This is a genomic window from Mesorhizobium sp. CNPSo 4670, assembly GCF_057784235.1.
This window is the reverse complement of sequence record NZ_JBWJFQ010000002.1, coordinates 300,017-325,495: the sequence shown is the minus strand read 5'-3', so window position 1 is coordinate 325,495 and position 25,479 is coordinate 300,017. Positions and strand designations below refer to the sequence as shown.

Annotated in this window: 24 protein-coding genes, 1 tRNA gene and 1 pseudogene; 13 read left to right on the top strand and 13 right to left on the bottom strand. The window is 63.1% G+C overall.

All coding sequences use genetic code 11. The features are described from left to right. Positions 1–80: 80 nt before the first annotated feature. The 8 genes from AC0ZT5_RS04950 to phaC all read right to left on the bottom strand — a co-directional run bounded on the left by AC0ZT5_RS04950 (position 81) and on the right by phaC (position 9,115). On the bottom strand, positions 81–848 hold the full coding sequence (locus AC0ZT5_RS04950) for a molybdopterin-dependent oxidoreductase (RefSeq protein WP_488495502.1): 768 nt from the start codon (positions 846–848) through the stop codon (positions 81–83). Next, a complete protein-coding gene (locus tag AC0ZT5_RS04945) occupies positions 845–1,468 on the bottom strand; it encodes a cytochrome b/b6 domain-containing protein (protein WP_488495501.1) in 624 nt (207 codons plus the stop codon). The genes AC0ZT5_RS04950 and AC0ZT5_RS04945 overlap by 4 nt, the downstream gene beginning before the upstream one ends. Positions 1,469–1,512: 44 nt before the next feature. Next, a complete protein-coding gene (locus AC0ZT5_RS04940; RefSeq protein ID WP_488495500.1) occupies positions 1,513–2,217 on the bottom strand; it encodes a metal ABC transporter permease in 705 nt (234 codons plus the stop codon). A gap of 318 nt (positions 2,218–2,535) precedes the next feature. Further along, a complete protein-coding gene (locus AC0ZT5_RS04935; protein ID WP_488495499.1) occupies positions 2,536–3,735 on the bottom strand; it encodes an adenylate/guanylate cyclase domain-containing protein in 1,200 nt (399 codons plus the stop codon). 104 nt (positions 3,736–3,839) lie between these two features. Next, entirely contained in the window at positions 3,840–4,793 is a 954-nt protein-coding gene (locus AC0ZT5_RS04930) for an alpha/beta fold hydrolase (protein WP_488495498.1), read from the bottom strand. A 656-nt stretch (positions 4,794–5,449) separates the two neighbouring features. After that, a tRNA-Glu gene (locus AC0ZT5_RS04925) sits at positions 5,450–5,524 on the bottom strand. A gap of 291 nt (positions 5,525–5,815) precedes the next feature. Further along, on the bottom strand, positions 5,816–7,066 hold the full coding sequence (locus AC0ZT5_RS04920) for a YcbK family protein (protein WP_488495497.1): 1,251 nt from the start codon (positions 7,064–7,066) through the stop codon (positions 5,816–5,818). Positions 7,067–7,279: 213 nt separating this feature from the next. Beyond that, the gene (phaC, locus tag AC0ZT5_RS04915) at positions 7,280–9,115 is read right to left on the bottom strand and encodes a class I poly(R)-hydroxyalkanoic acid synthase (RefSeq protein ID WP_488495496.1); all 1,836 of its coding nucleotides are present in this window, start codon (positions 9,113–9,115) and stop codon (positions 7,280–7,282) included. A gap of 98 nt (positions 9,116–9,213) precedes the next feature. Here phaC and AC0ZT5_RS04910 point away from each other — a divergent pair, with 98 nt between their 5' ends. The 8 genes from AC0ZT5_RS04910 (at position 9,214) to recJ (ending at position 16,399) form a co-directional block, all read left to right on the top strand. Then, positions 9,214–9,591, top strand: coding sequence for a hypothetical protein (locus AC0ZT5_RS04910; protein ID WP_477289100.1), 378 nt, complete (start codon positions 9,214–9,216; stop codon positions 9,589–9,591). A 59-nt stretch (positions 9,592–9,650) separates the two neighbouring features. Then, on the top strand, positions 9,651–10,868 hold the full coding sequence (locus AC0ZT5_RS04905; protein WP_095087834.1) for an LL-diaminopimelate aminotransferase: 1,218 nt from the start codon (positions 9,651–9,653) through the stop codon (positions 10,866–10,868). Positions 10,869–10,914: 46 nt separating this feature from the next. Beyond that, the gene (locus tag AC0ZT5_RS04900; protein WP_488495495.1) at positions 10,915–12,228 is read left to right on the top strand and encodes a homoserine dehydrogenase; all 1,314 of its coding nucleotides are present in this window, start codon (positions 10,915–10,917) and stop codon (positions 12,226–12,228) included. Positions 12,229–12,272: 44 nt separating this feature from the next. Next, positions 12,273–12,722, top strand: coding sequence for a hypothetical protein (locus tag AC0ZT5_RS04895; protein ID WP_488495494.1), 450 nt, complete (start codon positions 12,273–12,275; stop codon positions 12,720–12,722). A 63-nt stretch (positions 12,723–12,785) separates the two neighbouring features. Next, positions 12,786–12,953: a Thivi_2564 family membrane protein gene (locus AC0ZT5_RS04890; protein ID WP_095087838.1), complete on the top strand. Its 168-nt coding sequence runs from the start codon at positions 12,786–12,788 to the stop codon at positions 12,951–12,953. Positions 12,954–13,156: 203 nt separating this feature from the next. Further along, positions 13,157–14,140 (top strand): class II fructose-bisphosphatase, encoded by a 984-nt coding sequence (glpX, locus tag AC0ZT5_RS04885; RefSeq protein WP_488495493.1) that lies wholly within the window; start codon positions 13,157–13,159, stop codon positions 14,138–14,140. A 96-nt stretch (positions 14,141–14,236) separates the two neighbouring features. Further along, positions 14,237–14,461 carry a DUF6434 domain-containing protein gene (locus AC0ZT5_RS04880; RefSeq protein ID WP_095087842.1) on the top strand — a complete coding sequence of 75 codons (225 nt, stop codon included), beginning with the start codon at positions 14,237–14,239 and terminating at the stop codon, positions 14,459–14,461. Positions 14,462–14,614: 153 nt separating this feature from the next. Then, on the top strand, positions 14,615–16,399 hold the full coding sequence (gene recJ, locus AC0ZT5_RS04875; protein ID WP_488495492.1) for a single-stranded-DNA-specific exonuclease RecJ: 1,785 nt from the start codon (positions 14,615–14,617) through the stop codon (positions 16,397–16,399). A gap of 94 nt (positions 16,400–16,493) precedes the next feature. Here recJ and AC0ZT5_RS04870 read toward each other — a convergent pair whose 3' ends face one another. From AC0ZT5_RS04870 to folE, 3 genes are all read right to left on the bottom strand, one after another. After that, a complete protein-coding gene (locus AC0ZT5_RS04870; RefSeq protein ID WP_488495491.1) occupies positions 16,494–17,468 on the bottom strand; it encodes a patatin family protein in 975 nt (324 codons plus the stop codon). A gap of 81 nt (positions 17,469–17,549) precedes the next feature. Beyond that, positions 17,550–18,011: a phosphoribosyl-AMP cyclohydrolase gene (hisI, locus tag AC0ZT5_RS04865; RefSeq protein ID WP_488495490.1), complete on the bottom strand. Its 462-nt coding sequence runs from the start codon at positions 18,009–18,011 to the stop codon at positions 17,550–17,552. 34 nt (positions 18,012–18,045) lie between these two features. Beyond that, a complete protein-coding gene (gene folE, locus AC0ZT5_RS04860) occupies positions 18,046–18,681 on the bottom strand; it encodes a GTP cyclohydrolase I FolE (RefSeq protein WP_477227371.1) in 636 nt (211 codons plus the stop codon). 239 nt (positions 18,682–18,920) lie between these two features. Here folE and AC0ZT5_RS04855 point away from each other — a divergent pair, with 239 nt between their 5' ends. Beyond that, a complete protein-coding gene (locus AC0ZT5_RS04855; RefSeq protein WP_488495489.1) occupies positions 18,921–19,367 on the top strand; it encodes an iron-sulfur cluster assembly scaffold protein in 447 nt (148 codons plus the stop codon). A 6-nt stretch (positions 19,368–19,373) separates the two neighbouring features. Here the strand turns inward: AC0ZT5_RS04855 and AC0ZT5_RS04850 are convergent, their stop codons facing one another. After that, positions 19,374–20,270 (bottom strand): LysR substrate-binding domain-containing protein, encoded by an 897-nt coding sequence (locus tag AC0ZT5_RS04850; RefSeq protein WP_488495488.1) that lies wholly within the window; start codon positions 20,268–20,270, stop codon positions 19,374–19,376. Positions 20,271–20,603: 333 nt separating this feature from the next. On the opposite strand from AC0ZT5_RS04850, the gene yidD reads away from it, so the two are divergent. Both yidD and AC0ZT5_RS04840 read left to right on the top strand, forming a co-directional pair. Then, on the top strand, positions 20,604–21,026 hold the full coding sequence (gene yidD / locus AC0ZT5_RS04845) for a membrane protein insertion efficiency factor YidD (RefSeq protein ID WP_488495487.1): 423 nt from the start codon (positions 20,604–20,606) through the stop codon (positions 21,024–21,026). 136 nt (positions 21,027–21,162) lie between these two features. Further along, a pseudogene (locus AC0ZT5_RS04840) lies at positions 21,163–21,381 on the top strand (class D beta-lactamase); the annotation flags it as partial. Here AC0ZT5_RS04840 and AC0ZT5_RS04835 read toward each other — a convergent pair. Next, the gene (locus tag AC0ZT5_RS04835) at positions 21,359–22,207 is read right to left on the bottom strand and encodes an SAM-dependent methyltransferase (RefSeq protein WP_488495698.1); all 849 of its coding nucleotides are present in this window, start codon (positions 22,205–22,207) and stop codon (positions 21,359–21,361) included. The pseudogene AC0ZT5_RS04840 and the gene AC0ZT5_RS04835 sit on opposite strands and share 23 nt — an antisense overlap. 249 nt (positions 22,208–22,456) lie before the next feature. Between AC0ZT5_RS04835 and thrS the strand changes: the two genes are divergently transcribed. Both thrS and AC0ZT5_RS04825 read left to right on the top strand, forming a co-directional pair. Next, positions 22,457–24,433 carry a threonine--tRNA ligase gene (gene thrS / locus AC0ZT5_RS04830; RefSeq protein ID WP_488495486.1) on the top strand — a complete coding sequence of 659 codons (1,977 nt, stop codon included), beginning with the start codon at positions 22,457–22,459 and terminating at the stop codon, positions 24,431–24,433. 84 nt (positions 24,434–24,517) lie between these two features. After that, entirely contained in the window at positions 24,518–25,456 is a 939-nt protein-coding gene (locus AC0ZT5_RS04825) for a lysophospholipid acyltransferase family protein (RefSeq protein WP_488495485.1), read from the top strand. The last annotated feature ends 23 nt before the right edge of the window (positions 25,457–25,479 follow it).

Here is a 25,479-nt window from a genome sequence, read left to right as displayed (position 1 = left end):
GGCAAATCGCGCGGCTAATCTGCGTCTCAAGGCGGCGAATGTGACTGCGCCTGCTCCATACACCGTTGTCGGGCGATCGACTAAGATCCCGAGAACCAGTTGTAGCCTTGGTCCTCCCAGTAGCCGCCCGGAAAGGAGTTGGTGACGGAAATGGCGCTGATGTTCTTGGCGCTCTTGAAGCCCAGCTTGGTTGGTATCCGCAACCGCACCGGAGCGCCCCATTCCGACGTGAGGGGCTTACCCAGGAAATCGAGTGTCAGGATGGTCTGCGGGTGCAGCGCGCTTGGCATGTCGATGCTTGTCGAATAGCCGTCGAAGCATTTGAAGGCAACATAGCGCGCCTTGAGATCGGCGCCAATTCGAAGAAGAAAGGCGTGCAGCGGCACGCCGCTCCACTGGCCGATCTGGCTCCAGCCCTCGATGCAGATATGCCGCGTGACCTGCGTCTCCTGCGGCAGCGCGCGCAGCTTGTCGATCGTCCAGGGTGCCTTATCGTCGATGAGACCGGACACTTCGAGCTGCCAATCCGGGGGCGTTTCCCGGACTTGCCATTCCTCGTAGAACGCATTGAAGCGGAACGGCTTGGTCACCGCGCTCACCGGATAGGTCTGGGCAAGGTGCGTGCGGGAGAACAGGCCTGCCTGCACCCGGTCGTTGAAACGCATCATCGCCCAAAGGGCTGCGTCCACTCCCGAATGGGTCGACAGGTCGCAACCAGTGAGCAGCGCCAGACCGCCAAGCGAGAGACCTCGTGTAACCAGGCCGCGGCGGCTCATCCGGATCAACTCGGGCCGGATCTCTTCCATCGTGACAGCAGGCTTCCGGAGCGGTTCGCGGGCACGGCTCATGGCGCGCGCTCCTCAGGCTCGACCGGGGTGTCCACAACCATGGCGCCAAGGGTGCTGGGGAAGATCACCACTAGGGTAAGATGAATGATGAGGAACAGCACGATGCCGATCATGGCGGCGAGGTGGATGCCGCGGGCGATGGGATAGCCCCCGAACAGATCGGTGAGCCAGCCGAGCTGTACCGGCTTCCAGATCGCGAAGCCGGTCACGACCTGGCAACAGATCAGTACGATGACACCGGCGTAGAGCAACCGTTGCACTGCGTTGTAGTGACCCAGGCTGTGACCAAGTCGCCCGGTCAGAGCAGCAACCATGGTTTCGATCAAGGCACGCGGGCTGGGTGGGAAGAGATCACGACGGAAGTGGCCGCTGGCGAAGCCATAAGCCAGATAGGCAATCCCGTCGGCGAACAGCACCCACATGATACTGATATGCCAAGCAATGCCACCGGCCAGCCATCCGCCGAGGGTCATCCAGGACGGGAAGGTGAGCGGCAGGCTTGGCGACGCGTTGTAGATCGCCCAGCCGCTAAGCACCATGCAGATGACGGCCGGTGCCCCGATCCAGTGCATGATCCGGATCGGAAGCGGATGCGCGGGGCGCCTGAGCGTCTTTGTCATCGATACGCGAGCCTCGTGATGCTGCTTGGCCAAGGGATCGCCGGTCAGAACGGCGGGGTCAGGCCATTGCTGCCTACCGCCACCAGGCCGGCGGTCGTCTTCCCATCGGTCTCGTCGGCCTGCACGAAGACGGGGGCACCCGGCATGGCGATGGACGTGTCGGCCGGCACGAACGCCACGATCGGCGCGGTCGGCGGAACGAGGATGTTCTGCTCGCCCCCATTGTAGGTCACCGTCAGCAGCTTCACGTCGCCGCTTGCCGTCGCGGTCGCGACGCTGCCATTGGTCATGGTGCTGTTGACGCCGGGAGCGCTCTGAGGCGTTGCGATGGCCTTGACGTTGGCGTTGGTCATGCTGCTGGCGGTGCGTGCGGCGCCGGACAATGTCGTGTCGGGAAGGATGTCGTAGTCAGCATGTCCTTCGGCGGCGCCTTTCATCGAAGGCGGAAAAACGATGACCGACAGCGCGATCAGCTTGTCGCCTGCATCCTTGCTCGCCACGCCAACATAGCCGCCGCTCTCCACGTGGCTGAGGTCGGAGGGCACGACCGAGACAAAGGCCGTGTCGCCTTTGAGCGACGCGGAGACGTCGCCTTTCGCCGTGTGCACGGTCAGCGCGCTGGAGGAGATCGCGACGACATTGCCGCGAATCCGCAGCGGCGCCGCGCCCGCCGCCGTGGCGAGCGAAAGGCCAGCCGTGGCCGCGAGAGCCAGTCCCAGGAGCCGGTTCATGATGTGATGTGTCTTCATGGTGTGATGCGTCCTCGTCGATATGGGCAAACCCGCCTGCCGAGGCATCGCACCAGAATCATCCCAGGCGATCTATTGCACAATGGTGTCGGCGATATTCTCCTGATGCCGCGCCACGCAGGCTTAGATCGTTTGGGGGCGATGCCGCGCGCCATCAGCGCACCGAGGGCGTCCGTCAGAGCGCGCGACATGGTGCAAAGGTCATTGGGCCGAGCAGCCGCTTAAGCCCCAAATACAACGCAACACTCCACCCGATGCGCGCCCCGCGGATGTCGCCGGCCTGTGTCCACTTGTCGTAGCCGCCGGCAGGATCGGCACTCAGCCCCGATACGCAAACAGCTCGATTGGGTCGTTGAAGCCACGCACCGGATGTTCGCCGAGGCGTTCGAGGTCGAAATCGCTTTTGACGAGGTCTGCGAATGCGCGGGACAGCAGCACCGTTCGCCCCAGTTGTTTGGTAAGGGTTTCGAGACGCGAAGCCATGTTGACCGCCGGACCAATGACCGTGAAGTCGAGCCGGGTGCGCGACCCGATATTGCCGTACATAACGTCTCCGACGTGGACACCGGTGCCGTAATTCAGCGGCGCCCGACCAGTTTGGCTGTTCTTTTCGTTCAGGGCCGCCATTGCCTGGCGGGCTTCGGCCACGGCATGCAGCAGATTTGCGCAGGCGGACGGATCGCTGAGCGGAAAAATGGCGAGCAGACCGTCGCCGATAAACTTCAGTATTTCCCCGCCATGTCGCGCAATCGGCTCCGACATCGCGTCGAAATAGCTATTCAGAAGATCGATCACGTCATCGCGCGGCCAGTTGTCGGAGATCCGGGTGAAATCACGCAGATCGCAGATCATCATGGCGGCGCGTACCGTCGTCCCGCTTCCGCGCCTGGTGGCGCCGGCCAGAACGAGTTCGCCGGCATGCGACCCGACATAGGTTTCAAGCAGGGTTCGCGCCAGCCGGTTCTTCATACGGATTTCGCTGACCAGCGCCAGAACCGGCAACAGTTTCAACAGGGTGGCGACATCCGCGTCGTCGAAACCCCCGGGCCGATCTGTTGCAAAAGCCACCATATGCCGCTTGCCGAGCGTATGGTACAGCGGCCATGCCACATAGTCGGTGAGGCCTTTTGCCCGCAACCCGTCGTAGACCGCGTGCTTGCGGCCGAGCGCGGGATCACGCTCCAGATTCTCGCGCACCTCGGAAGCCCCGTCATTGATTTCGTTGGCGGGACTGCCGGTGAATTCGGGAAGCTCCCTGACATCGTAGTCGACCCTCCTAAGTTCGGCCTCGCGCATGCCGTCGGCCCACATGATCCGGGAGCCGATCCATTGCGGGTGGAGGATCATGACATAAAGCGTCGCCCGCTTGACCGGAATGCCCGCTCGCTGGAGCCGGAGACACAGCTCAGCGAAAATATTGTCAAGGAAGCGCTCGTTGCGAGTGTCGTTTGTCAGCCAGTGCAGAACGTCGTTGTCAGAATGTGCAGTGACTTTATCGACGTTTGGCGGCGTATTCATATTCTCGCTCCTTAGCGGTGACCTGGACCGGCTAGAAGTCACGACAGATCCATTGTTAGCCGACGGGCCGCGGCGCCGGCTGGACCCGGCCGCGGCGGCCGGACTCAGTGCGCTGCGAGGAAGTCCTGCACCGCGGCGATCGTCGGCGCGGGCGCTTCATCCATCAGCCAGTGGCCAGCGTTCGGCACGATGACTTCCTGCACGTTGGTCGCCGCGTTGCGCATCTGGATCGCTACGTTGGCGCCAAAGGCCTTCTCGGCGCCAATGGCGAGCACGGGCATGGTCAGCTTCGTCTCCATCGCTTTGAGGTTGTCGGCCGCGTCCTTCTGGTCGATCGCGAGGAACTGGGCGAACGCGGAATGCATCGCGCCGGGCCTGGCGTAGATCGCGGCGTAGTGGCGGCGGGTCGCCTTGTCGATCTTCGACGGGTCGCCGGCGAACTCGTTCCAGAAACGGTCAAGGTAGATGCGCTCGCGGCCGGCAACCAGGCGCTCGGCGTCCGGGCCGCCGAAGTTGAAGTGCCACAACGCAGGCAGGCGCACGATCTTGTCCCACGGCGGGATGCCGGGTACCGGCGAGTCTATCACCACCAGGCGGCTCGTCTTGTCCGGATAGCGCGCCGCGTAGGCATACGCGACCATCACGCCGATGTCGTGGCCCACAATGTCGGCGCGGTCGATGCCGAGCTTGTCGAGGACGGCGCGGATGTCGCCGGCCTGAGTCCACTTGTCGTAGCCGCCGGCGGGGTGCGAGGACAGGCCCATCTCGCGCAGGTCGGGCACGACGACAGTGTGGTCCTTCGCAAGCGCAGCGGCCATCGGCGACCACATGTCACCGGTCTCGCCGAAGCCGTGGATCAGCACGACCGCGGGCCCGTGGCCACCGACGTGGACGTTGATCGTCGCGTCGGCACTCACCACCTTCGAGTTGCGGAAGTCGGCTGGGAAGGGCGCGAGCGCGGCGTGCGCTGACAAGGCGCCCAGCGCCAGGCTGGCGGCGAGGCCGGCCGCCACTCGGCGGAAGCGGCGGGAGAACGTGGACCAAACGATTACGGGCATCTTCGGTTCCTCAGGGTGGGGGACGGCGAAGGCATCGCACCAGAACCATGCCGAACGATCTATTGCACTATGGTGTCGGCGATACTTTCCCGATGCCGAGCCACGCAGGCTTGGCTCGCTTGGCCGGACGATGCCGCGCGTAATCGGCGGACCACGGCGTCCGTCATGGGAATCTCAAGCCGTGCGAGGCAACCCGCCGACGTGAACCACCGACCGACCGATCCGCCGAGCTCTGCCGCCAACGCCTCGACCAGCCTACGACCCCGGCATGGCTCCGCGGGGCGCGTGAATCCGCCGTTGTCGCTCACCTCGCAACTCACTCAGGCGCAGGCGCCGGCGATCGAGACCCGGATGGCGCCCCGCCCATTGGCTGATCTGACCAGAGCGGGAGGGGATTGATCTATTGAAGGGTGGTGTCGCCGACACCTCGGTGGCCGCCGAGCGCCGCCCGCCCTCGGTCGGAGTTACGAGGCTTGCCCGAGAATCATGCTCATCCTCACCCGGTTGGCGAACGAGCCGACCTTCATCGTCCATCATCCGGCCTTGGTGAGCCTTCACGGTATGCAGGAGACACTGAAATGGCCTGCACAGCAGCGCATTTCGGGTCTCTTATCGGGACCGCAAGTCTCAGATTGTTGTTATGGTATTGAAATCGTTGGTACGCCCAAGGGGAATCGAACCCCTGTTACCGCCGTGAAAGGGCGGTGTCCTAACCGCTAGACGATGGGCGCGCTCAGACGAAGCGGCTTATACTGGCGTTGTGCCCAACCGGCAACCCGTCAGGTGCCGCCTTGGACAACTTTTTTCCAGCCTGCCAAAACAGGGATGTTGTCGCGTCAGGCAAGGCGCCGGTGTGCTGCCAATCATGCCGAGTGGCGGCCCTGCCAAAGTGGGCAAGGGAGGGAAGACTTTGGTCTGGGCAGGGCGCATGCCTTGGCGATCAGCGGATACACCTATCGCTTCGTTATCCACGGGCGGAGCAAGGAGTGAAGCCATGCGACGCAGACACCGCCGTGGCGAAATTAGCCGTCGCCGCCGCCGCTGCGCCTACGGCAGCGCCAGTTCCAGTCGCGCTCGGGGCCGACGTCGACGTGGACGGATTCGGTGTGGCAGTAGGTGCCGACGCCGCCGCGGCCGGGCATGCTTCTGATGTAGTTCGCCAGCTCCCATTTGGAAACGCCGGGGACCTGGATGTCGGCGGCGGCGCAGTACATGTGCAGCGAGTTCTTGGCGCCGTTGGCGCGGCGGTTGCGGGCCGGGTCGCGATAGCCTGAGGTCACCGTCATCTTGCGGCCGTAATGGCCTTCGATCGTCTTCAGCACGCGAACCAGCGATGGCTTCAGGCAAGCCACATCGACGCTCTCGTTCTGCTTGAGCAAGCCGTTGGGCGCCAACCGGGCCATGCCGGCGGCGGACGCGACCTGATAGGAGCCGCCGATTGGACCCTCGTCCTCGTTGAGGTCGACGTCGCTCTCGTCGTCGAGGCCGGATTTGCGCTTGATTTCGAACAGGGCTGTCTGGCGCACGCCGGGCAGTGCATCGCTACCAGTGATGTGGCCGCTCTCGCCACCGGTCGAGGCCAGCTGCAGCGGCTTTGCCGTGGAATCAGCCGAGGCCAGCGTGATAATCGGTTTTACCGCTGCCGGCGCCGGCTTGGCCTGCGCCGCGGGCTGGTCGCCCGACCTCGTGTTGATGAGCGGCGAAGGCGCGGCCGAGGCGGGCGTGGCGCCAAACATCGAAGCCAGAAAGCCTTTTTTCTTCGGCGCGTCGGCCTGCGGCATCTCGCCTGCCGTCACGTAGACCGCATTGTCCATCACTGGCGCGGCAGCTGGCTTCGGCGCGTTCACGCCGGCATCGGCGGCGGCGATCTGCTGCGCAACCGCGTCGTTCTGCTGCGCCGTTTGCGCCGGCTGCTGCAGGGACTGCGGGGTTTGTCCCGCGATCGTCTCGGTGCCAGCCGGCGTGGTCAGCGCAAAGGCGGCCTGCGGCTTGGCCACGGGCACATAGGCGACCTTTTCAGGGAGTGCCGTATCGCTTGCCGTCATCACGGTCGTTTGCTCGGTCGTGGTCTGCGTCGAATCGACGACGGTGGTCGACTTGCCATTCGAGGCAGCGCTTATGTCCGATGCGGTGGCATTGTAGCCGGGCATTCCAACCGACATCGTCGGGTCGCCGGCCGAGGTGCAGGAGGCCAGAAGCAGGGAGCAGAGCGCTGCCACGACGGCGCGGCGTTCTCCCTTTGCGAGGCTCCATCCTGCTGATTTCAAAGTCAAATTCCCCCTCGATGTCCGGTCGGTATATCCTTGGCGCGGCCCTGATATCGGTGCCAAGTGACCGTTGTCTCCGATCCGGAAGCGAGACCTGTGTCAAATCCGCAAGCCTGGAAGTATTTTTGCAGTTATTGCCGAATTACGGCCGCGCGGTGGTTGACGACACCATTTCGCCCGCTTTTGACGGCCCGTCAACTCACCAGACATTACAGTCCGTTACACACGCACTTTCACATAGGTGCCGGGGGCATCGCCCAAGGTTTTCATATGCTTGCCGGGTTTGCGGGCCGGCACGCGGGTGTTGTCCTTGGCCTCTATCCAGCTTTGCCAGTGCGGCCACCACGATCCGGGATGGTCGGTGGCCTTGGCCATCCACTGCCCGAAATCGCCCGTGGGCGTCCCTCCGGTCCAGTACTGATATTTGTTGGATGCCGGCGGATTGACGACCCCGGCGATATGGCCGGACCCCGCCATGACGTATTCGACCTTGCCGCCGAAATATTTCGAGCCGAGGAACACCGAAAGCGCCGGCGCGATGTGATCTTCCTTGGAAGCGAGGTTGTAGATCGGGATGGTGATATCGCCGAGCGAGACCGTGTGGCCCGCCAATTCCATCATGCCTTGCGAGAGGTTGTTCTCGAGGTAGCAGTTGCGCAGGTAGAACGAATGATTGGCCGCTCCCATGCGAGTCGAATCGGCATTCCAGTAAAGCAGGTCGAAGGGCAGGGGATCCTTGCCGCGCATGTAGTTGTTGACGACATAGGGCCAGATCAGGTCGCCCGAACGCAGCATGTTGAAGGCGGTCGCCATCTTGGTGCCGTCGAGGTAGCCCTTTTCGCTCATCGACTTTTCGACCGCCGCGACCTGCTCTTCGTCGACGAACACTTTCAGGTCGCCGGCATAGGTGAAGTCGACCTGCGTGGTGAAGAAGGTGGCGGACTTGATGCGGTCGTCGCCTTCCCGCGCCATCAGCGCCAGTGCCGCCGCCAAAAGCGTGCCGCCGACGCAATAGCCGATCGCGTTGACGTCCCGTTCGCCGGTGGCCTTCTCGACCATGTCGAGGCCGTATTGCAGGCCCTCGCGGATATAGGCTTCCCAGCCCTTGGCACCGTGGCGCTCGTCCGGGTTGATCCAGGAGATGACGAACACGGTGTGGCCTTGTTCGATCGCCCAGCGGATGAAGGATTTCTGCGGGTTGAGGTCGAGGATGTAGAACTTGTTGATCCATGGCGGGCAGATCAGCAGCGGCCGCTTGAGCACCGTCTCGGTCGCCGGATCGTACTGGATGATCTCGGCGACATCGCTGCGGCCAACCACCTTGCCGGGGGTGGTGGCGATGTTCCTGCCGATCTCGAAGGGCGAGTAGTCGGCTTGGCGCAGCTTCAGGTCGCCCTTGCCGGCGGCGATGTCCTCGGCCAGCATCTTCATGCCGCGCACCAGGTTCTCGCCGTTCGAGGCGACGGTTTCGCGAAACAGTTCCGGATTGGTCAGGATGAAATTCGACGGCGAGATGGCGTTGGCCACCTGCTTGACGTAGAAGCCGGCCTTGTGGCGGGTGTGCTCGTCCAGACCGTCGGCGTGCTCGACCAGATCGGCCGCCCAGCGCGAGGTGACGAGATAGGCCTGCTTGAGAAAATCGAAGAAGGCGTTGCGGCCCCATTCGGGATCGAGGAAGCGCTTGTCGCCACGGTCTGGCTTCACGGCATCCTCGGTGGCTTCCGCGGCGTTGCTGGTGCGCTGAATGGCGTTGGCCCAGACGGTCATGTAGCCGGAGAACAGCCGCGTCTGCGCCTCCAGCGCGCGCTGCGGATCGGACAGCCAGTATTCGCTGAGCTTGGAGAAGGTCTTCACCATGTCGACCACAGGCTCGGCGACGTGATCGCGCACATCGCCTTTTTCGCGCGGCTCAGCCCATGCGGAGGCCGCTTTGCCGGCTTGCTCGATCATGCGCGCCATGTTCAGGGCGAAGCGTTCCGGGTCCTTCACCAGATATTGCTCGACGGTCGAAGGCTCGTCATCTTCCGCTTTGCCCGAATCGGGTGTCTTGGACATGGTTCGCGGGGTTCCTCCCGAAGCGTTTTCTTGACATATTAACATGGGACATCCGACGGGGTCCAATCTCGCTCTACCGCGGCTGCCAAGGAAACAATATGACGATTAACATTGGCGAGACTGTTTTTTTCTGTGCCGGACGTTTTTGCCGCATCGGGGCGGCAATCGTCCTCATTGGGATTGCCGGCTGCTCCAGCACCAGCGGCCCGGCGCCTGTGACGGGGGCGAAAGATACCGGCACCTTTCCGAACCTGAACATCAAGCCGCAGGTGGCAGCGCCGCAGTTCACCGATGCCGAGAAGAACGCCAAGCTTGCGCAATTAAAGGCGGATGAGAGCGCGCAGGCGGCAAAAAACGGCAAGCCCGACGTGGCCGACCAGGCGGCGCTGACGGAGCTTGCCAAAAAGCATGGCGACGAAACGCTGAAGCAGATCGAAGGCAAATGCGACCCCGCCCTCGACCCTACCTGCAAATAAGTATATAGCGCGCGCCCAAAGCCCTTAGATATCTGGCCCCTTTGCTGTCTGGAACTGCCATGGAAGAATTTCACAAGGTTCGCCGGCTTCCGCCCTACGTCTTCGAGCAGGTCAACCGGCTCAAGGCAAGCGCCCGTTCGCGCGGCGCCGACATCATCGACCTCGGCATGGGTAATCCGGATCTGCCGACACCCAAGGCCATCGTCGACAAACTGTGCGAGGTCGTGCGCGATCCGCGTACGCATCGTTATTCCTCGTCGCGCGGCATTCCGGGCCTGCGCCGCGCCCAGGCCGCGTACTATGCCAGGCGCTTCGGCGTGAAGCTCAACCCCGACACGCAGGTGGTGGCGACGCTCGGCTCGAAAGAGGGCTTCGCCAACATGGCACAGGCGATCACCGCGCCTGGCGACGTGATCCTGTGCCCCAACCCGACCTATCCGATCCACGCCTTCGGCTTCATCATGTCGGGCGGCGTCATCCGCTCGCTGCAGGTCGAGCCGGACGACGGCTTCATCCCGGCGCTCGAGCGCGGCGTGCGTCACTCGATCCCGAAGCCGCTGGCGCTGATCCTCAACTATCCGTCGAACCCGACGGCACTGGTCGCTTCGCTCGATTTCTACAAGGATGTGGTCGCCTTCGCCAAGAAGAACGACATCATCATCCTGTCCGACCTTGCCTATTCGGAGATCTATTTCGACGGCAATCCGCCGCCGTCGGTGCTGCAGGTGCCGGGCGCGATCGACGTCTGCGTCGAGTTCACCTCGATGTCGAAAACCTTCTCCATGCCCGGCTGGCGCATGGGCTTTGCGGTCGGCAACGAACGGCTGATCTCGGCGCTGACCCGAGTGAAATCCTATCTCGACTACGGCGCCTTTACGCCGATCCAGGTGGCGGCGGCACACGCGCTCAACGGCGACGGCGCCGACATTGCCGAGGTGCGCGACATCTACCACAAGCGCCGCGACGTGATGGTCGATGCCTTCGGCCGCGCCGGCTGGACCATTCCGGCCCCCGCGGCATCGATGTTTGCCTGGGCGCCGATCCCGGAGCCGTTCCGTCATCTCGGCTCGCTCGAATTCTCCAAACTGCTCATCGAACACGCCGACGTGGCGGTGGCGCCCGGTGTCGGCTTCGGCGAACATGGCGACGATTTCGTGCGCGTGGCGCTGGTCGAGAATGAGCACCGGATCCGGCAGGCGGCGCGCAACATCAAACGCTTCCTATCGGCCAGCGCCAAGCAACCCAACAATGTGGTGCCGCTTTCCGCTCACCGGTAAGTTTGCCGCAGACATTTTCGATCTGACTTGAGGGACGTCGCCGGCCATGGCTGAAGCATTGCGTGTTGGAATTGCCGGTCTTGGCACGGTTGGCGCGTCCGTGGCGCGCGTGCTGCGCGACAAGGCGGCGGAACTGACCCGGCAATGCGGGCGCGACATCGTCGTCACCGCGGTTTCGGCGCGTGACCAGAAACGCGATCGCGGCGTCGATGTCAGTTCGGCAACGTGGTTCGACGATCCGGTCAAGATGGCGCAGACAGCCGATATCGACGTGTTCGTCGAACTGATCGGCGGCGATGAGGGGCCGGCGCGGTCGTCGGTGAAGGCGGCACTCGAAGACAGCCGTCATGTCGTCACCGCCAACAAGGCGCTGCTGGCCAAGCATGGCGTGGCGTTGGCCGAGATCGCCGAGAAGCGCGGCGTGCTGCTCAACTATGAGGCGGCGGTAGCGGGCGGCATTCCCGTCATCAAGACCATGCGCGAGGCGATGGCCGGCAATTCGGTCAACCGCGTGTTCGGCATCCTCAATGGCACCTGCAACTACATCCTGACCCGCATGGAGGCCGAGGGCATCTCGTTCGACGCCTGCCTGAAGGACGCGCAGCGGCTCGGCTATGCCGAGGCCGATCCGACCTTCGATATCGAGGGCCACGACACCGCGCACAAGCTGTCGATCCTGACCAGCCTTGCCTTCGGCACAAAAATCGCCGCCAACGACATCTATATGGAAGGCATTTCCAACATCACCCAGGCCGACATCCGCGCGGCCGGCGATCTCGGCTACCGGATCAAGCTGCTGGGCGTTGCCCAGCGCACCGACAGCGGCATCGAACAGCGCGTGCACCCGACCATGGTACCGACCGCCTCGGTCATCGCGCAGGTGCACGGCGTCACCAATGCAGTGGCGATCGAGACCGACATATTGGGCGAGTTGCTGCTCTCCGGCCCCGGCGCCGGCGGCAACGCCACCGCCTCAGCCGTCATCGGCGACATCGCCGACATCGCCAAGAGCCGGCCCGGCTTCCAGCACGGTCCGGTCTTCGGCCGACCGGCGAAGGAGCTGAAACCCTACAAGAAGGCGCAGATGCGCAGCCATGCCGGCGGCTATTTCATCCGGCTGACCGTGCATGACCGCATCGGCGTCTTTGCCGCGATCGCCAAGCGCATGGCCGACAACGACATTTCGCTGGAATCGATCGTCCAGCACGCGGTCAACGGCGAGGCGGCGGCGCAGAAGACGGTGATCCTGGTGACGCACGAGACGACCGAGGCCGCCGTGCGCAAGGCCGTCGACGGCATCACCAAGGATGGCCATCTGACCGACAAGCCGCAGGTCATCCGCATCGAGCGGGCAGGGTAGCTTCTCTCTTCTGGTCGCCGCGCGGGACAGGAATCCCGCCGGCATTGCGCGTCGGTCTGGTGGCTAGCCGCCACGACCGACCGGAACGAATTCGCGTGGGCGCCGTTTCCTTGGTCAGCAACCGAAGGAACCGCTTCATGGCCGATACCAACAAGTCCGACAGCCCTCACATCGACGACATCCAGAAGACGCTGGAAAAGCAGATCGCCGAACTGCGCAAGGAGATCACCAAGATCAACAAGAGCATTTCGGCGCGGAGCGCGGAAATGCTCGACGACGCCAGCGAGCAGGCTTCGGATTTGTACGATACAGCCGCGGCCCGCGCGTCGCGAACAGCACAGCAGTTGCGTAGTCAGGCGCAGGCGGTGTCGGATGTCGCGCGCGAAAATCCCGGTACGACGACGGCCGTGATCGGCGTGATCGGCCTGCTGGGCTTTCTGGCTGGCCTCGCCATTGGCCAGTCGATGAACGACAACTCGCGCCGCTGGTATTGATCGCGGAGCGATGGAGCCGGCCTTGCCGGCTCATTTTCAGCATTTTATTGCCAGGAGGGCACCATGGCTTCATCGATGTTGATCAGCATCCTGATCACGTTCCTCGTCATCATCCTCGTTCTCTATCTGGTTCAGCGCTTGCCGCTGGACGCCCGGATGAGACAGATCGCCCAGATCATCGTCATCATCATCGGCATCATTTCACTGCTCAAATACCTTGCGGTTTTCTAGGGCGCAGCGGCGCGATTTTCCACTTTACAAGCCGGCCCGGTTCTTTACGACCGGGCCGGCCTCGTTTCAAGAATGCGGTTTAATCGATTGATATTGCTGGCTATTCGATAAAACTCCCGAGAGGTCTTGCCGTTGTCATGCTCGTTTGACAAAAGAGACGCGCCTCCGGCGGGAGGCCGCATGTCAACGAGGAAAATTGCCAGATGAATGTGGCCCACAACATTGTCGCCGGCCTTGACCGGATACTCACCATGGAGCTGGTGCGCGTCACCGAACGGGCCGCTGTCGCGGCCGCCAGGCTGCGCGGGCGCGGCGACGAAAAGGCGGCCGACCAGGTCGCCGTCGATGCCATGCGCCAGGAGCTCAACCGGCTTGCCATCAAAGGCACGGTGGTGATCGGCGAGGGCGAGCGGGACGAGGCACCGATGCTCTATATCGGCGAAGAAGTCGGCTCGGGCAAAGGCCCGGCGGTCGATATCGCGCTCGATCCGCTCGAAGGCACGACGATCTGCGCCAAGAACCTGCCCAATGCGCTCGCCGTCATCGCGATAGCCGAAAAAGGCAGCCTGCTGTTCGCGCCCGACGTCTACATGGACAAGATCGCCATCGGCCCGGGCTATGCCGACGACGTCATCGACATCGATGCCTCGCCGGCCGACAACATCGCCAGCCTCGCCCGCGCCAAGGGCGTCGCGGTGTCGGACATCACCGCCTGTATCCTCGACCGGCCACGTCACACCAAGCTGATCGACGCCGTGCGCGCCACGGGTGCCGCGATCCGGCTGATCGGCGACGGCGATGTCGCCGGCGTCATCCACACCACCGATCCCGAGGAAACCGGCATCGACATCTATCTCGGCACCGGCGGCGCTCCGGAGGGCGTGCTGGCAGCGGCGGCGTTGCGCTGCACCGGCGGCCAGATGCAGGGCCGGCTGATCCTCGACACGCCGGAAAAGGCCGCACGCGCCGCAAGGATGGGTATTTCCGATCCGAAACGGGTCTATCGGACGGAAGACATGGCGCGCGGCGACGTGCTGTTCGCGGCCACCGGTGTCACCGACGGCAACATGCTGGCCGGCGTCAAGTTCGGCCGCAATACCATCACCACCCACACGATCGTGCTGCGCTCGTCGTCGCGGACGGTGCGCGAGATCAAGGCCAGGCACCAGGATCTGGATAAGTTCTAGCTTTCTTTCCGTTGTCGGCCTGGGTGCTTGCGGACCAGCATCGCAGTTGTTAGCCCTGTGGCTGCATTGGATGATGTTGGCCGCAAGGATTTGACGATGAAACCGTTCGACTGGCACGCGGATGCGATTTCGCGTGCCACCGCTGTCACGAAGTCCTATCGCAACACACAGAACGTGCGCCGCTTTTTCACCCGCGAATGTGGCGATGCGTTCAGGTTCGACCGGCCGTTCATGGCCTGGCTGAAGGACGGTGTGGACAAGACCATGGGCGATGCGGCCGACGAATGGCTTCGGCGCCAGGCTGAAAAGCGGAAAGCGTAGTTTTCTTGACATCTCCCGCGATGGCGCATCACCGCGAACCGCTTGGCTTTGCCTGCCTTAGCCTGTTGCTTGTGCATGTCGTTGTCCCAAAACCGCTGCGCACTTTTGGGCGACATACATTATCCTGCAGCCAACCATGAGTTGGCAAACCGCATGACCGGCGACAAACGCCTCTTCCTCGATGTCAGGCAATCGGCTACCGGGGTTTCCTGGGAGCACCGGCTGACCGAGAGGCAGGACATGGTCGCGCTCGCCATCGCGCAAGGCCATGGCGTGCCCGACATCGTCGCGCGGGTGCTTGCCGGTCGCGGCGTCACCGCCGAGCAGACCGAGCGGTTTCTTGACCCGACGATCCGCGACCTGCTGCCGGATCCGGCCTCGCTGACCGACATGGACAAGGCGGCAGCCCGCATCGCCGCTGCGGTGATGGCCAGGGAAAAGGTGGCGATCTTCGGCGACTATGATGTCGACGGCGCTGCCTCGTCGGCCCTGCTGAAACGGTTCCTGGCGCATTTCTCAGTGCCGTCGGAAATCTACATCCCTGACCGTATTTTCGAGGGCTATGGTCCCAATCCGGATGCGATGCGGGAACTCGTTTCGCGCGGCGCGACGCTGATCGTCACCGTCGATTGCGGCACCAACAGCGCCGTTTCCATCGACGCCGCCAATACGGCCGGCGCCGATGTCGTCGTGCTCGACCACCATCAGGTCGGCGGTGCCTTGCCGGCGGCAGTTGCCGTCGTCAATCCCAACCGCGATGACGACCTTTCCGGGCAGGGCCATCTCTGCGCCGCCGGCGTGGTCTTCCTCGCCCTTGTGCAGACAGCCAAGATCCTGCGCGGGCGGATGGCTGATGCCACGCCGCCGGACCTGCTTTCCCTGCTCGATCTCGCCGCACTTGCCACCGTCTGTGACGTGGTGCCGCTGACCGGCGTCAACCGCGCTTTCGTGGTGAAGGGACTGCAGATGGCGCGCCAGCAGAAGAACGAAGGGCTGGCTGCACTCGCACGGGTGTCCCGCATCGGCGAGCCGATCAGCACCTTCCACCTCGCCTATCTGATCGGCCCGCGCATCAATGCAGGCGGGCGCATCGGCGATGCTGCACTTGGTAGTCGCCTGCTTGCCACCGACGATCCAGTCGAGGCCCGCACCATTGCCGAGACGCTCGACCGGCTCAATCAAGAGCGGCAACTGATGGAGCAGGAGATGCTGGCTGCGGCTCGCGCCGAGGCCGATGCCGAGCTTGCCGGCGGCAACGGCCCTGCCATCGTCGTCACCGCCAGCAACAACTGGCACCCGGGCATTGTCGGCCTGCTCGCTTCACGGCTGAAGGACCATGCGCGCCGGCCGGCCTTCGCCATCGCCTTCAATGCCAGCGGCACAGGCACCGGCTCCGGCCGCTCCGTATCGGGCTTCGATCTCGGCCGGCTGGTGCGCGAGGCGGCCGATGCCGGGCTGATCATCAAGGGCGGCGGCCACGGCATGGCAGCCGGAATCACCGTGGAGCGGGCGAAGCTTGGCGAGCTCAGGGCGTTTTTCGAAGAGCGGGCGGCGGCCGATGTGTTCCGCCTGCAAGGCGAGGAGAGCCTGGCGATCGATGGGGCGCTTGCCGCCGAAGGCGCGACACTCGGCCTTCTCGACGCGCTGGAGAAAGCCGGTCCGTTCGGCGCCGGGCATGCCGCACCGGTCTTCGTGCTGCCGCGTCACCGGCTGGCTGATGCGCGGCCGGTTGGCACCAACCACATCCGCGTCGAGCTGCAATCGGAAAGCGGCGGCCGCATCCAGGCCATCGCCTTTCGCGCCGTCGATACCGCACTTGGCGAGTTCCTGTTCAAGAACCGGGGCAAGACCGTGCATGTCGCCGGCTCGCTGTCGGGCAATTACTGGAACGGTAACCGCACGGTGCAGTTTCGCATCATCGACGCGGCGTGTGCGTAAGGTCACCGTGGGGCGGCTTCCGAAATTCGCCCGGCGCCATCCGCGTTGGTCGGCGCGCTTCAAATGTTTGTTTGCGTGCCTTGGGAGACCTGCATCAGGCGAGAACGGACTGCAACCGCGTCAGTTCGCCGATCTGCGCCATCGTCGCTTGATAGCCGAGGCTGATCGCCTCGTCGGCGCGATGGAATTCGGTCAGGCCGATATGGCTGAGCTTCGGCTGCAGCGACATGTCGGGTGGGTCGCCGGCGAGCCTGGCGCGCGAGATGCGGTCCTGGATGATGTTGAAGGCCTCGACCATGACGCCGGTTATGCCGAGCCGCGTCTGATGCGACTGGTGCTCGGCATCGACCCGGCCGGGCCGCGGCGCATCGTTTTCGATGACCAGCTCGCCGGCGCTGTGCTTGATGACGGCGGCGCGTCCGAACAGGTCATAGTGAAGATTGACCGCCACCACGAGCGGCTGCTCATAGGCGCGGCAGACCGAAACCGGCACCGGGTTGACCAGCGCACCGTCGACCAAGACGCGGCCGTTGCAATTCACCGGCTCGAACACGCCGGGCAGCGCATAAGAGGCGCGCATGGCGGTGATCAATGAGCCGCTCGACAGCCAGATTTCGTGGCCGGTGCGGATTTCAGAGGTGACTGCGACGAACGGCTTGGCCAGGTCCTCGAAACGGAGGCCGGCCATGTGCTCGCGCAGCCGGGCGTCGAGCTTCATGCCGCCGAACAGGCCGCTGCCGCGCAGGTTGAGATCGAGTAGGCCAAAAATGCGTCGCTTGGTCAGGCTGCGGGCGAATTCTTCAAGTTCGTTCAGTTTGCCTGAGAGATAGCAGCCGCCGACCAGCGCGCCGATCGACGTGCCGGCGATCATCGAGACTTCGATGCCTGCTTCGTCAAGCGCGCGCAGCACACCGATATGCGCCCAGCCTCTGGCGCAGCCGCCGCCCAGGGCGAGCGAAATACCGGTTTTCCTTGGTGGTTTTGTTTCGGATGCGCCGCCGGACGAGGACAGGCCATTGGCCTCCCTGACATCCGGTTTGTTACGCAATGACGCCCACTCGAGCATCATGATCTCCCTTGTCCCACGGCTAATATAAAGGCGTGCCGTATCGAAATGGTGAATCTATGTGACTTGGATCAGGCAGAAGGTTCAAGCTGATGGTTTCCGATACGTCGTTTCCGCATCGAACAGCGGCTTGCTGCCGTCGTCAACAAGCGTCCCCTTGCCATCGACCAGCCCCACCGTCCGATAAAAGCATGAACGTCGGCCGGTGTGACAGGTTGCGTCGTGGCCCAACACTTTGACGCGCAGCCACAATGCATCCTGATCGCAATCGGTGCGCATCTCGACGACATGCTGAAAATTGCCGGAGGTTTCGCCCTTTTTCCACAACGCGTTGCGCGAGCGCGACCAGTAGTGGGCGATGCCTGTCTCCAGCGTCAGCGCCAGTGCTTGCGCATTCATGTGCGCAACCATCAGCAGCATGCCGTCTTCGGCGTCGGTGACGACGACCGTGACGAGACCGGTCGCGTCGAAGCGCGGCGAAAACATCGCGCCTTCCTCCAACGCTTTCTTGTCCGACGGAGCTTTCGGAAATTCCAGTGCCGACATCGCCGGTCCTTATCTAGCGATATTGGCTAGGGGTTTACACCCCGCCGCCGCGCACCATTGTGACGAAACGAACCTGCTCTTCGGGCGTGTCCTTGAAGACGCCGGTGAAGGTCGAGGTGAGGGTGGTTGAGCCCTGCTTGCGGATGCCGCGCATGGCCATGCACATGTGCTCGGCCTCGATCATCACGGCGACGCCGCGCGGATTGAGCACATCCTGGATGACGCCGGCGATCTGCGCCGTCAGCGCTTCCTGGGTCTGCAGGCGGTGGGCAAAGATATCGACCACGCGCGCGATCTTGGACAGCCCGACGACCTTGCCGTCCGGCAGGTAGCCGACATGCGCCTTGCCGATGATCGGCACCATGTGGTGTTCGCAATGCGAGTGGAACTGGATGTCCTTGACGATGACCAGGTCGTCATAGCCGGCGACCTCCTCGAAGGTACGACCGAGCTCTTCCGACGGGCACATGTCGTAGCCGCCAAACATTTCGCGGAAGGCCTTGGCCACCCGCTTCGGCGTGTCGACCAGCCCTTCGCGGTCCGGATTGTCGCCGGTCCAGCGCAAAAGCGTGTGCACGGCGGCCTCGACTTCGGCTTCGCTCGGCCGATCGGTGACCGGCTTCTCCATATAGGCTGACTGGGGCATGAGTTTCTTGATGACGGCATCCATAAAGGCGTCTCCCGTAGTCCCTCTCGGCGGAGGAACGAGTTGAACGGACCACGACCTTTCGGTGTCGGAAACTTGCCCGGTTTCCAGCCCCGTAAGTGGCGTGAACTTCCCGGCAAGGACACTGGCTTTCGTTGTCTTGTCGATACCGGACTGCCAGCATTATATAAGGTCATGACGCGCGAAAGGAAGACACGGCAGCGGCAATCGCTGTTCGCTTGGCGGCGACGGATTGGAAAATAATGATCAACGACGTCTATAATGCGAAAATTCTCGGTTTTGCCGGAAACATCGCCCGCATCGGCCGCCTCGACCGTCCTGACGCGACCGCAAAGGCGCGTTCCAAGCTGTGCGGCTCGACCGTCACCGTCGACCTCACGATGGAGGACGGCGTGGTCACCGACTTCGCCCACGACGTGAAGGCCTGTGCGCTCGGCCAGGCGTCATCCTCGATCATGGCGCAGCATGTCGTCGGCGCAAGTGCCGAGGAATTGCGCGCGGTGCGCGACACCATGCTGAAGATGCTGAAGGAAAATGGCGCCCCGCCTGACGGCCGCTTCGCGGACCTGAAATATCTGGAACCGGTGCGCGACTACAAGGCGCGGCATGCCTCGACCATGCTGACTTTCGACGCCGTGGTCGATGCGATCGGCCAGATCGAGAAGAAGCGCGCCGAAGAAGCGGCCTAGACTTCGCTATCCCTCGGTCCCGCGGAGCTCTTCGACAAGCCAGTCCGCAAAAATCTCCGCCTGTCGGCTGAGGCGGTGGAAATCAGGCGCGACAAGCCAATATGCGCCATAAGGGATTTCCATCTCAAATGGACGAATCAAGAGACCGGCCCGAAGATCTGCGCCGTTCAGGATGCGGTCGCCCAAAGCGACGCCGTGCCCCAATTTCGCGGCCTGCATGGCAAGCGCTGCATCCGTATAAAGTGGTCCTCTCTGCTGGGCGAGATCTGGAAGGCCCAGAGCCTGAAACCATGTCGCCCAGCCGTCGCGATTGTAGTCATGGAGCAAGGTATAGTGCCGCAGGTCGGCCGGCGATGTCAGAGGGACGCCCGACGAGAGCAATTCCTTTGCAAGGACCGGGGTGACCAGAACGTCGACCAGATGCCGCGCTTGAGTGCGCGGCCAAGACCGAGCATTCGCTCCGTATCGAATCGCGATTTCTGCTTCGTGTCCGCGAAACTCTATGAGCCGAGAGTCCGCGTCGACTGAAATGTCGATCTCGGGGTGGCGCTGCTGAAACGAATTCAGTCGCTGTATCAGAAATTCGCCAGCAAAGGACGGTTCGACGCTGACCCGCAACGGGCTCTGGGCCGGCTTGCTGAGGACCTGTGATAGCCGGCGATCGATGTCGTCAAAGCTGGTGGTTAACTGAGTTAGGAGAGTTTGCCCTGTTTCCGTGAGTTCAACCCTGCGATGAAGCCGCTCGAACAGCGGCCTGCCGATCAGAACCTCTAGTTCTCTTATCTGCCGGCTGATCGCCGCCTGCGAGACGAAGAGCTCCTCGGCGGCCTTGCTGAAGCTCAGATGCCGGCCCGCCGCCTCGAAGCTCCTGAGTGCCGTCAGCGGCAGGCGTCCGCGCTTCATTCGCATAACCTCAGATTATCCGAAGTGGAAATTATACTCGTTTGAAGGCGAAGGCCAGCGGCGGTCTAATCCGTGTCAAAGGAGACACGGTCATGATCCAGATCCTGAGCATCTTTGGCGATGTCATGCGGATCGTAACGTTCCAATGGCGTGACGGCAGGCCGAATGCAAAGCACCGCGAAGTGCCGGCCAGTCCCGATCGGTGGGCGCCTTCGGCTGGCCGGCAGCGGTTTCGCCGTTCCCGACCCTGATGGCATGGCGAGTGGGTAGAAGGGATTGCGTTCTCCAGCCGAAGCCCACATCTATCGTGTGGGAAACGCGATTGTATCAAGCATGCCGAAAAACCTGTTCCCACTTTCGGGATCGTGCTCTGGAGCGGAGACTGCGGTGGGCCACCAGCATGGGCATTTTGCCGGACCGCCAAAGCGCGGCCGCAACTGGCCCGGCCCGTGGCGCAAGACGCCCGGCCGTCTCCTGGGCACGTCGCTTGTGCGCCTGTACCAGTTGACGCTGTCGGGCTTCGTCGGCAATTCCTGCCGGCACCTGCCGACCTGTTCCGAATATGCGCATGAGGCGATAGCCCGCCATGGCCTGTGGGCCGGCGGCTGGATGGGATTTTTCCGGGTGCTGCGCTGCGGGCCCTTCGGGACGCATGGCATCGACCTTGTGCCGGAGGTGCTGGCGGATCGCTACGTCTGGTTCGCACCGTGGCGGTATTGGCGGATCGGCAACAAGCGCGGCCAGGCGCAGGGCTGATCGAGCCTGACAAGCTTTCTGTTTACGATCCGGTAGGGTTAACGCGAAGCTGCACAAAGACTGCGCATTTGAGACAAAATCGAGACAAGAGACCTCGCTAAGCCGCTCGCGGACCCCCCTCTGGAGCGAGCATCAAATGCGTAATATCGACCGTCTTCCCTTCATCTTCGCCGCGATCCTGTTCCTGCTGGCGTGGCTGCTGGGATTCCCGCTGCGCGCGCAATCGGCGCCGCTTGGGGATGTACAGTGCACGCTGATCCTCGACGCCGCGAGCGGCGGAACGCTTCACCAGGATGGTGTGTGCGACCAGAGGTTCAGCCCGGCTTCGACGTTCAAGTTGCCGCTGTCGCCGATCGACGCGCGCGGATGATATGGCCGCCGGAGTTGGTCGGCGCTCGCCTTGGTGCCTCGGAAAAACGGGCGGCGATATCGCCGCTTTCGATATCTTCGATTCCATCGAATCCTAGGTCAGAGAGTGATTTCGCCAGTTCGCCAGGAACGAAGAAGCTGATCCACGGCTCGCCGACAGAAGCGACGCGCGCCGCGTAGAAGGCCAGGGCGGCCCGTCCGGCCGCATCGCGATTCTCATACGGCTCGCTATAGTCGAACACCACCTCCGAACCCGGGGTGGTGGCGATGTAGGACAACGTGCTGAAGATCGCGACTTTCGTCAGGTATGGCACGACCCCCAGCCAGATGAAGAAGCTCGGCTCGGTTGACTTCAAGCCAGCCGATGCCAGCTCTTCTGGCAGACGCTGCCGCTCGAAATTGACCGGCACGAATGTGGTGGTGGGCGGTTCGGCCAGGCCGGCGTCGGCGATACATTTGCGTTTCCAGGCTTGGGTTGCCGGATGATCGACCTCGAACACCAAGAGATCCGGGTAAGGATTGCGCAGCGAAAACGTGTCGAGGCCGGCACCGAGCACGACGAGCTGGCGGATGCCACGATGCACCGCCGCTGCCAGCCAATCCTCGGCAAGGCGGGCGCGCGCCGCCACGAACAGGCGCATACGCTGGCTGTGGGCGTCCTCTTGCGCAAGCTGTTGCTCGGCGGGAGCACCTTCACCGAGAATCGCAATCGCGTATGGGTCGCGAAACAGCGCCGCCTCGGGTGAAATCTGATGGAGAGCCCTCAAGCGCGCGACGCGCAGGGCGGTTCGGCTGGGGGATGCATCTTCCATGGAGGGGATTCCAGGCCATGCCGGCGATATTCGCAAGCCTTGACGACCGGGCCTGCGACATCTCTGGCGACATTTCCTGACGGCAGGCCGATCAGCGCTCTTTACCTGGCGCGGCGCTGCCTCTAAAACCCGCCCGCCGCCGGACGCATCCGGCTTTACCGCCATGCATGTCGCCCAAAGCGTTGCTCACTCTGAACGACATGCAGTTGACCACCCGCGCTCGTTTGCGGGACTGGATAGGAGAACCGCATGCTGAATTCCGTTTCCCTGACATTTCCCGATGGCTCCGTCCGCGAATACGACGCGGCGATGACCGGTGCCGGGCTTGCCGAGTCGATCTCGAAATCGCTGGCCAAGAAGGCGGTCGCCTACAGCATCGACGGCGTCGTGCGCGACCTCAGCGATCCGCTGGGCAAGTCCGGCAAGGTCGAGATCGTCACCCGCGACGACCCGCGCGCGCTGGAACTCATCCGCCACGACACCGCACATGTGCTGGCGGAAGCTGTGCAGGAACTGTGGCCGGGGACGCAGGTGACCATCGGGCCGGTGATCGAGAACGGCTTCTACTATGATTTCGCCCGCAACGAGCCCTTCACGCCCGACGATTTCCCGGTGATCGAGAAGAAGATGCGCGAGATCATCGCGCGCAACAAGCCGTTCACCAAGGAAGTCTGGTCGCGCGACAAGGCGAAAAAAGTGTTTGGCGACAAGGGCGAGCGCTACAAGCTGGAACTGATCGACGCCATTCCCGAGGATCAGGACCTCAAGATCTATGCGCAAGGCGATTGGTTCGACCTTTGCCGTGGGCCGCACATGGCCTCGACCGGGCAGATCGGCAATGCCTTCAAGCTGATGAAGGTTGCCGGTGCCTATTGGCGCGGCGACAGCAACAATCCGATGCTGACGCGCATCTACGGCACGGCCTGGGCCGACCAGGTGCAGCTCGATGCCTACCAGACGATGCTGGAGGAGGCCGAGAAGCGCGACCACCGGAAACTCGGCCGCGAGATGGACCTGTTCCATTTCCAGGAAGAGGGGCCGGGCGTCGTCTTCTGGCACGCCAAGGGCTGGAAGATGTTCCAGAACCTGGTCAACTACATGCGCCGCCGGCTTGACGAGCAGGGCTACCAGGAGGTCAACGCGCCGCAGGTGCTCGACAAGAGCCTGTGGGAGACCTCGGGCCATTGGGGCTGGTACCGCGACGCCATGTTCAAGGTGACGGTTGCTGGTGACGATACCGACGACGACCGCGTCTTTGCACTGAAGCCGATGAACTGTCCGGGCCATGTGCAGATTTTCAAGCACGGGTTGAAGTCTTATCGCGATCTTCCCGTAAAGCTTGCAGAATTCGGCAATGTACATCGCTACGAACCATCGGGCGCGCTGCACGGGCTGATGCGCGTGCGCGGCTTCACGCAGGACGATGCGCATATCTTCTGCACCGAGGAGCAGCTAGCGTCGGAATGCCTGCGCATCAACGATCTGATCCTGTCGACCTATGCCGATTTCGGTTTCGACGAGATCAGCGTTAAGCTGTCGACGCGGCCGGACAAGCGCGTCGGCACAGACGAGGCGTGGGACCACGCCGAGGCGATTATGGGCAGCGTGCTGGAGACGATCAGGACGCGGTCCGCCAATCGCATCAAGACCTCGATCAACCCGGGCGAGGGTGCCTTCTACGGGCCGAAATTCGAGTATGTGCTGAAGGATGCCATCGGCCGCGAATGGCAGTGCGGCACGACGCAGGTCGACTTCAACCTGCCGGAACGGTTTGGCGCCTTCTACATCGGCTCGGATTCGGAGAAGAAGCAGCCTGTCATGGTGCATCGCGCCATCTGCGGTTCGATGGAGCGTTTTCTTGGCATCCTGATCGAGAACTATTCCGGTCATTTCCCGCTGTGGTTCGCGCCGCTGCAGGTGGTGGTGGCGACGATCACGTCGGACGCCGACGATTATGCGACCGAGGTGGTGGCAAAGCTCAAGGCCGCCGGACTGTTGGCGGAGGCGGATCTGCGCAACGAGAAGATCAACTACAAGGTCCGCGAGCACTCGCTGGCCAAGGTTCCGGTCATCCTCGTCTGCGGCAAGCGCGAGGCGGAGGAGCAGACGGTCAACATGCGTCGGCTGGGCTCGCGCGACCAGGAATCGCTTGGCCTTGCCCAAGCGATCGCGCAATTGACCGAAGAAGCGGTCACGCCGGACCGCAGGCGCAAGCGCGCTGCCTGATCTGCATGGTCCCGACGACATGGCGGTGGAGCGATCCACCGCCATTTTCATGTCCCTGTCACGCCAACCTTGTAACGAGCCCTCATGCTCAAGCTGAAATTGCGCGAACGGTCCTTTCCCGAGCTTTCCTATGCCAATCCGCGCCAACCGGCGCTGACGCGCTGGTTCATTCATTCGATCGAGGGCCTGTCGGGTCGCGACCGTTACACCGCGCTTTATGATTTCTGGCGCCGCCAGGTCGTGCCGACCGGCGAGCGCGTTTTCAGCCGCATGCTCGACCTGATCGACGTCCGGGTGCGGACAGCGGATCAATGGCCGCCGGCGCAATTGCCGGATACACCGCTGGTGATTGTGGCCAACCATCCGTTCGGCATCGGCGACGGCATTGCCGTGCTGTCGCTGGCAGAGCAGTTGAGGCGTCCGTTCCGGGTGATGATCCACAAGGATCTGCTCAAGATCCGCGAGATGGAGCCGTATTCGCTGCCGATCGACTTTTCAGAGACCAAGGACGCGCTGAAGAACAACATGGCCGTACGCCACGAGGCGGTTCGGCTTTTGAAAGAGGGCGTCACCATCGTGGTGTTTCCGGCCGGCGGCGTCGCCACCGCGCCGAAGGGCTTTGGCCGGGCGCGCGACCTTCCGTGGAAGATGTTTCCGGCCCGCCTCGTCCAGGATGCCAAAGCGTCGGTCATTCCGTTGCATTTTTCCGGACAGAACGGCCGGCTGTTCCATCTGGTCAGCGGCCCGATGAACATGGCCGAGAGCGATGGCCGCCTGGCGAAATTCGTCGGCAAGGCGTCGCTGACGCTGCGCACGTCGCTGCTCATCCGCGAATTCGCGCGATTGTCCGGCAAGGCGATCGAGGTTCGCGTCGGCGATGTGTTGGGCTGGAGCGAACTGGAGCCACTGCGTGACCGCAAGGCATTGCTCGACCGCCTTTATCGCGGCGTCTTTGACCTGGCGCCAAACGTGGCGCGTCGCCGGCTTCCGTTCCTGCCGGCACGGAACAAGCTGGCGGCCTGAAGTCGGCAAGCCTGCGGCGGACG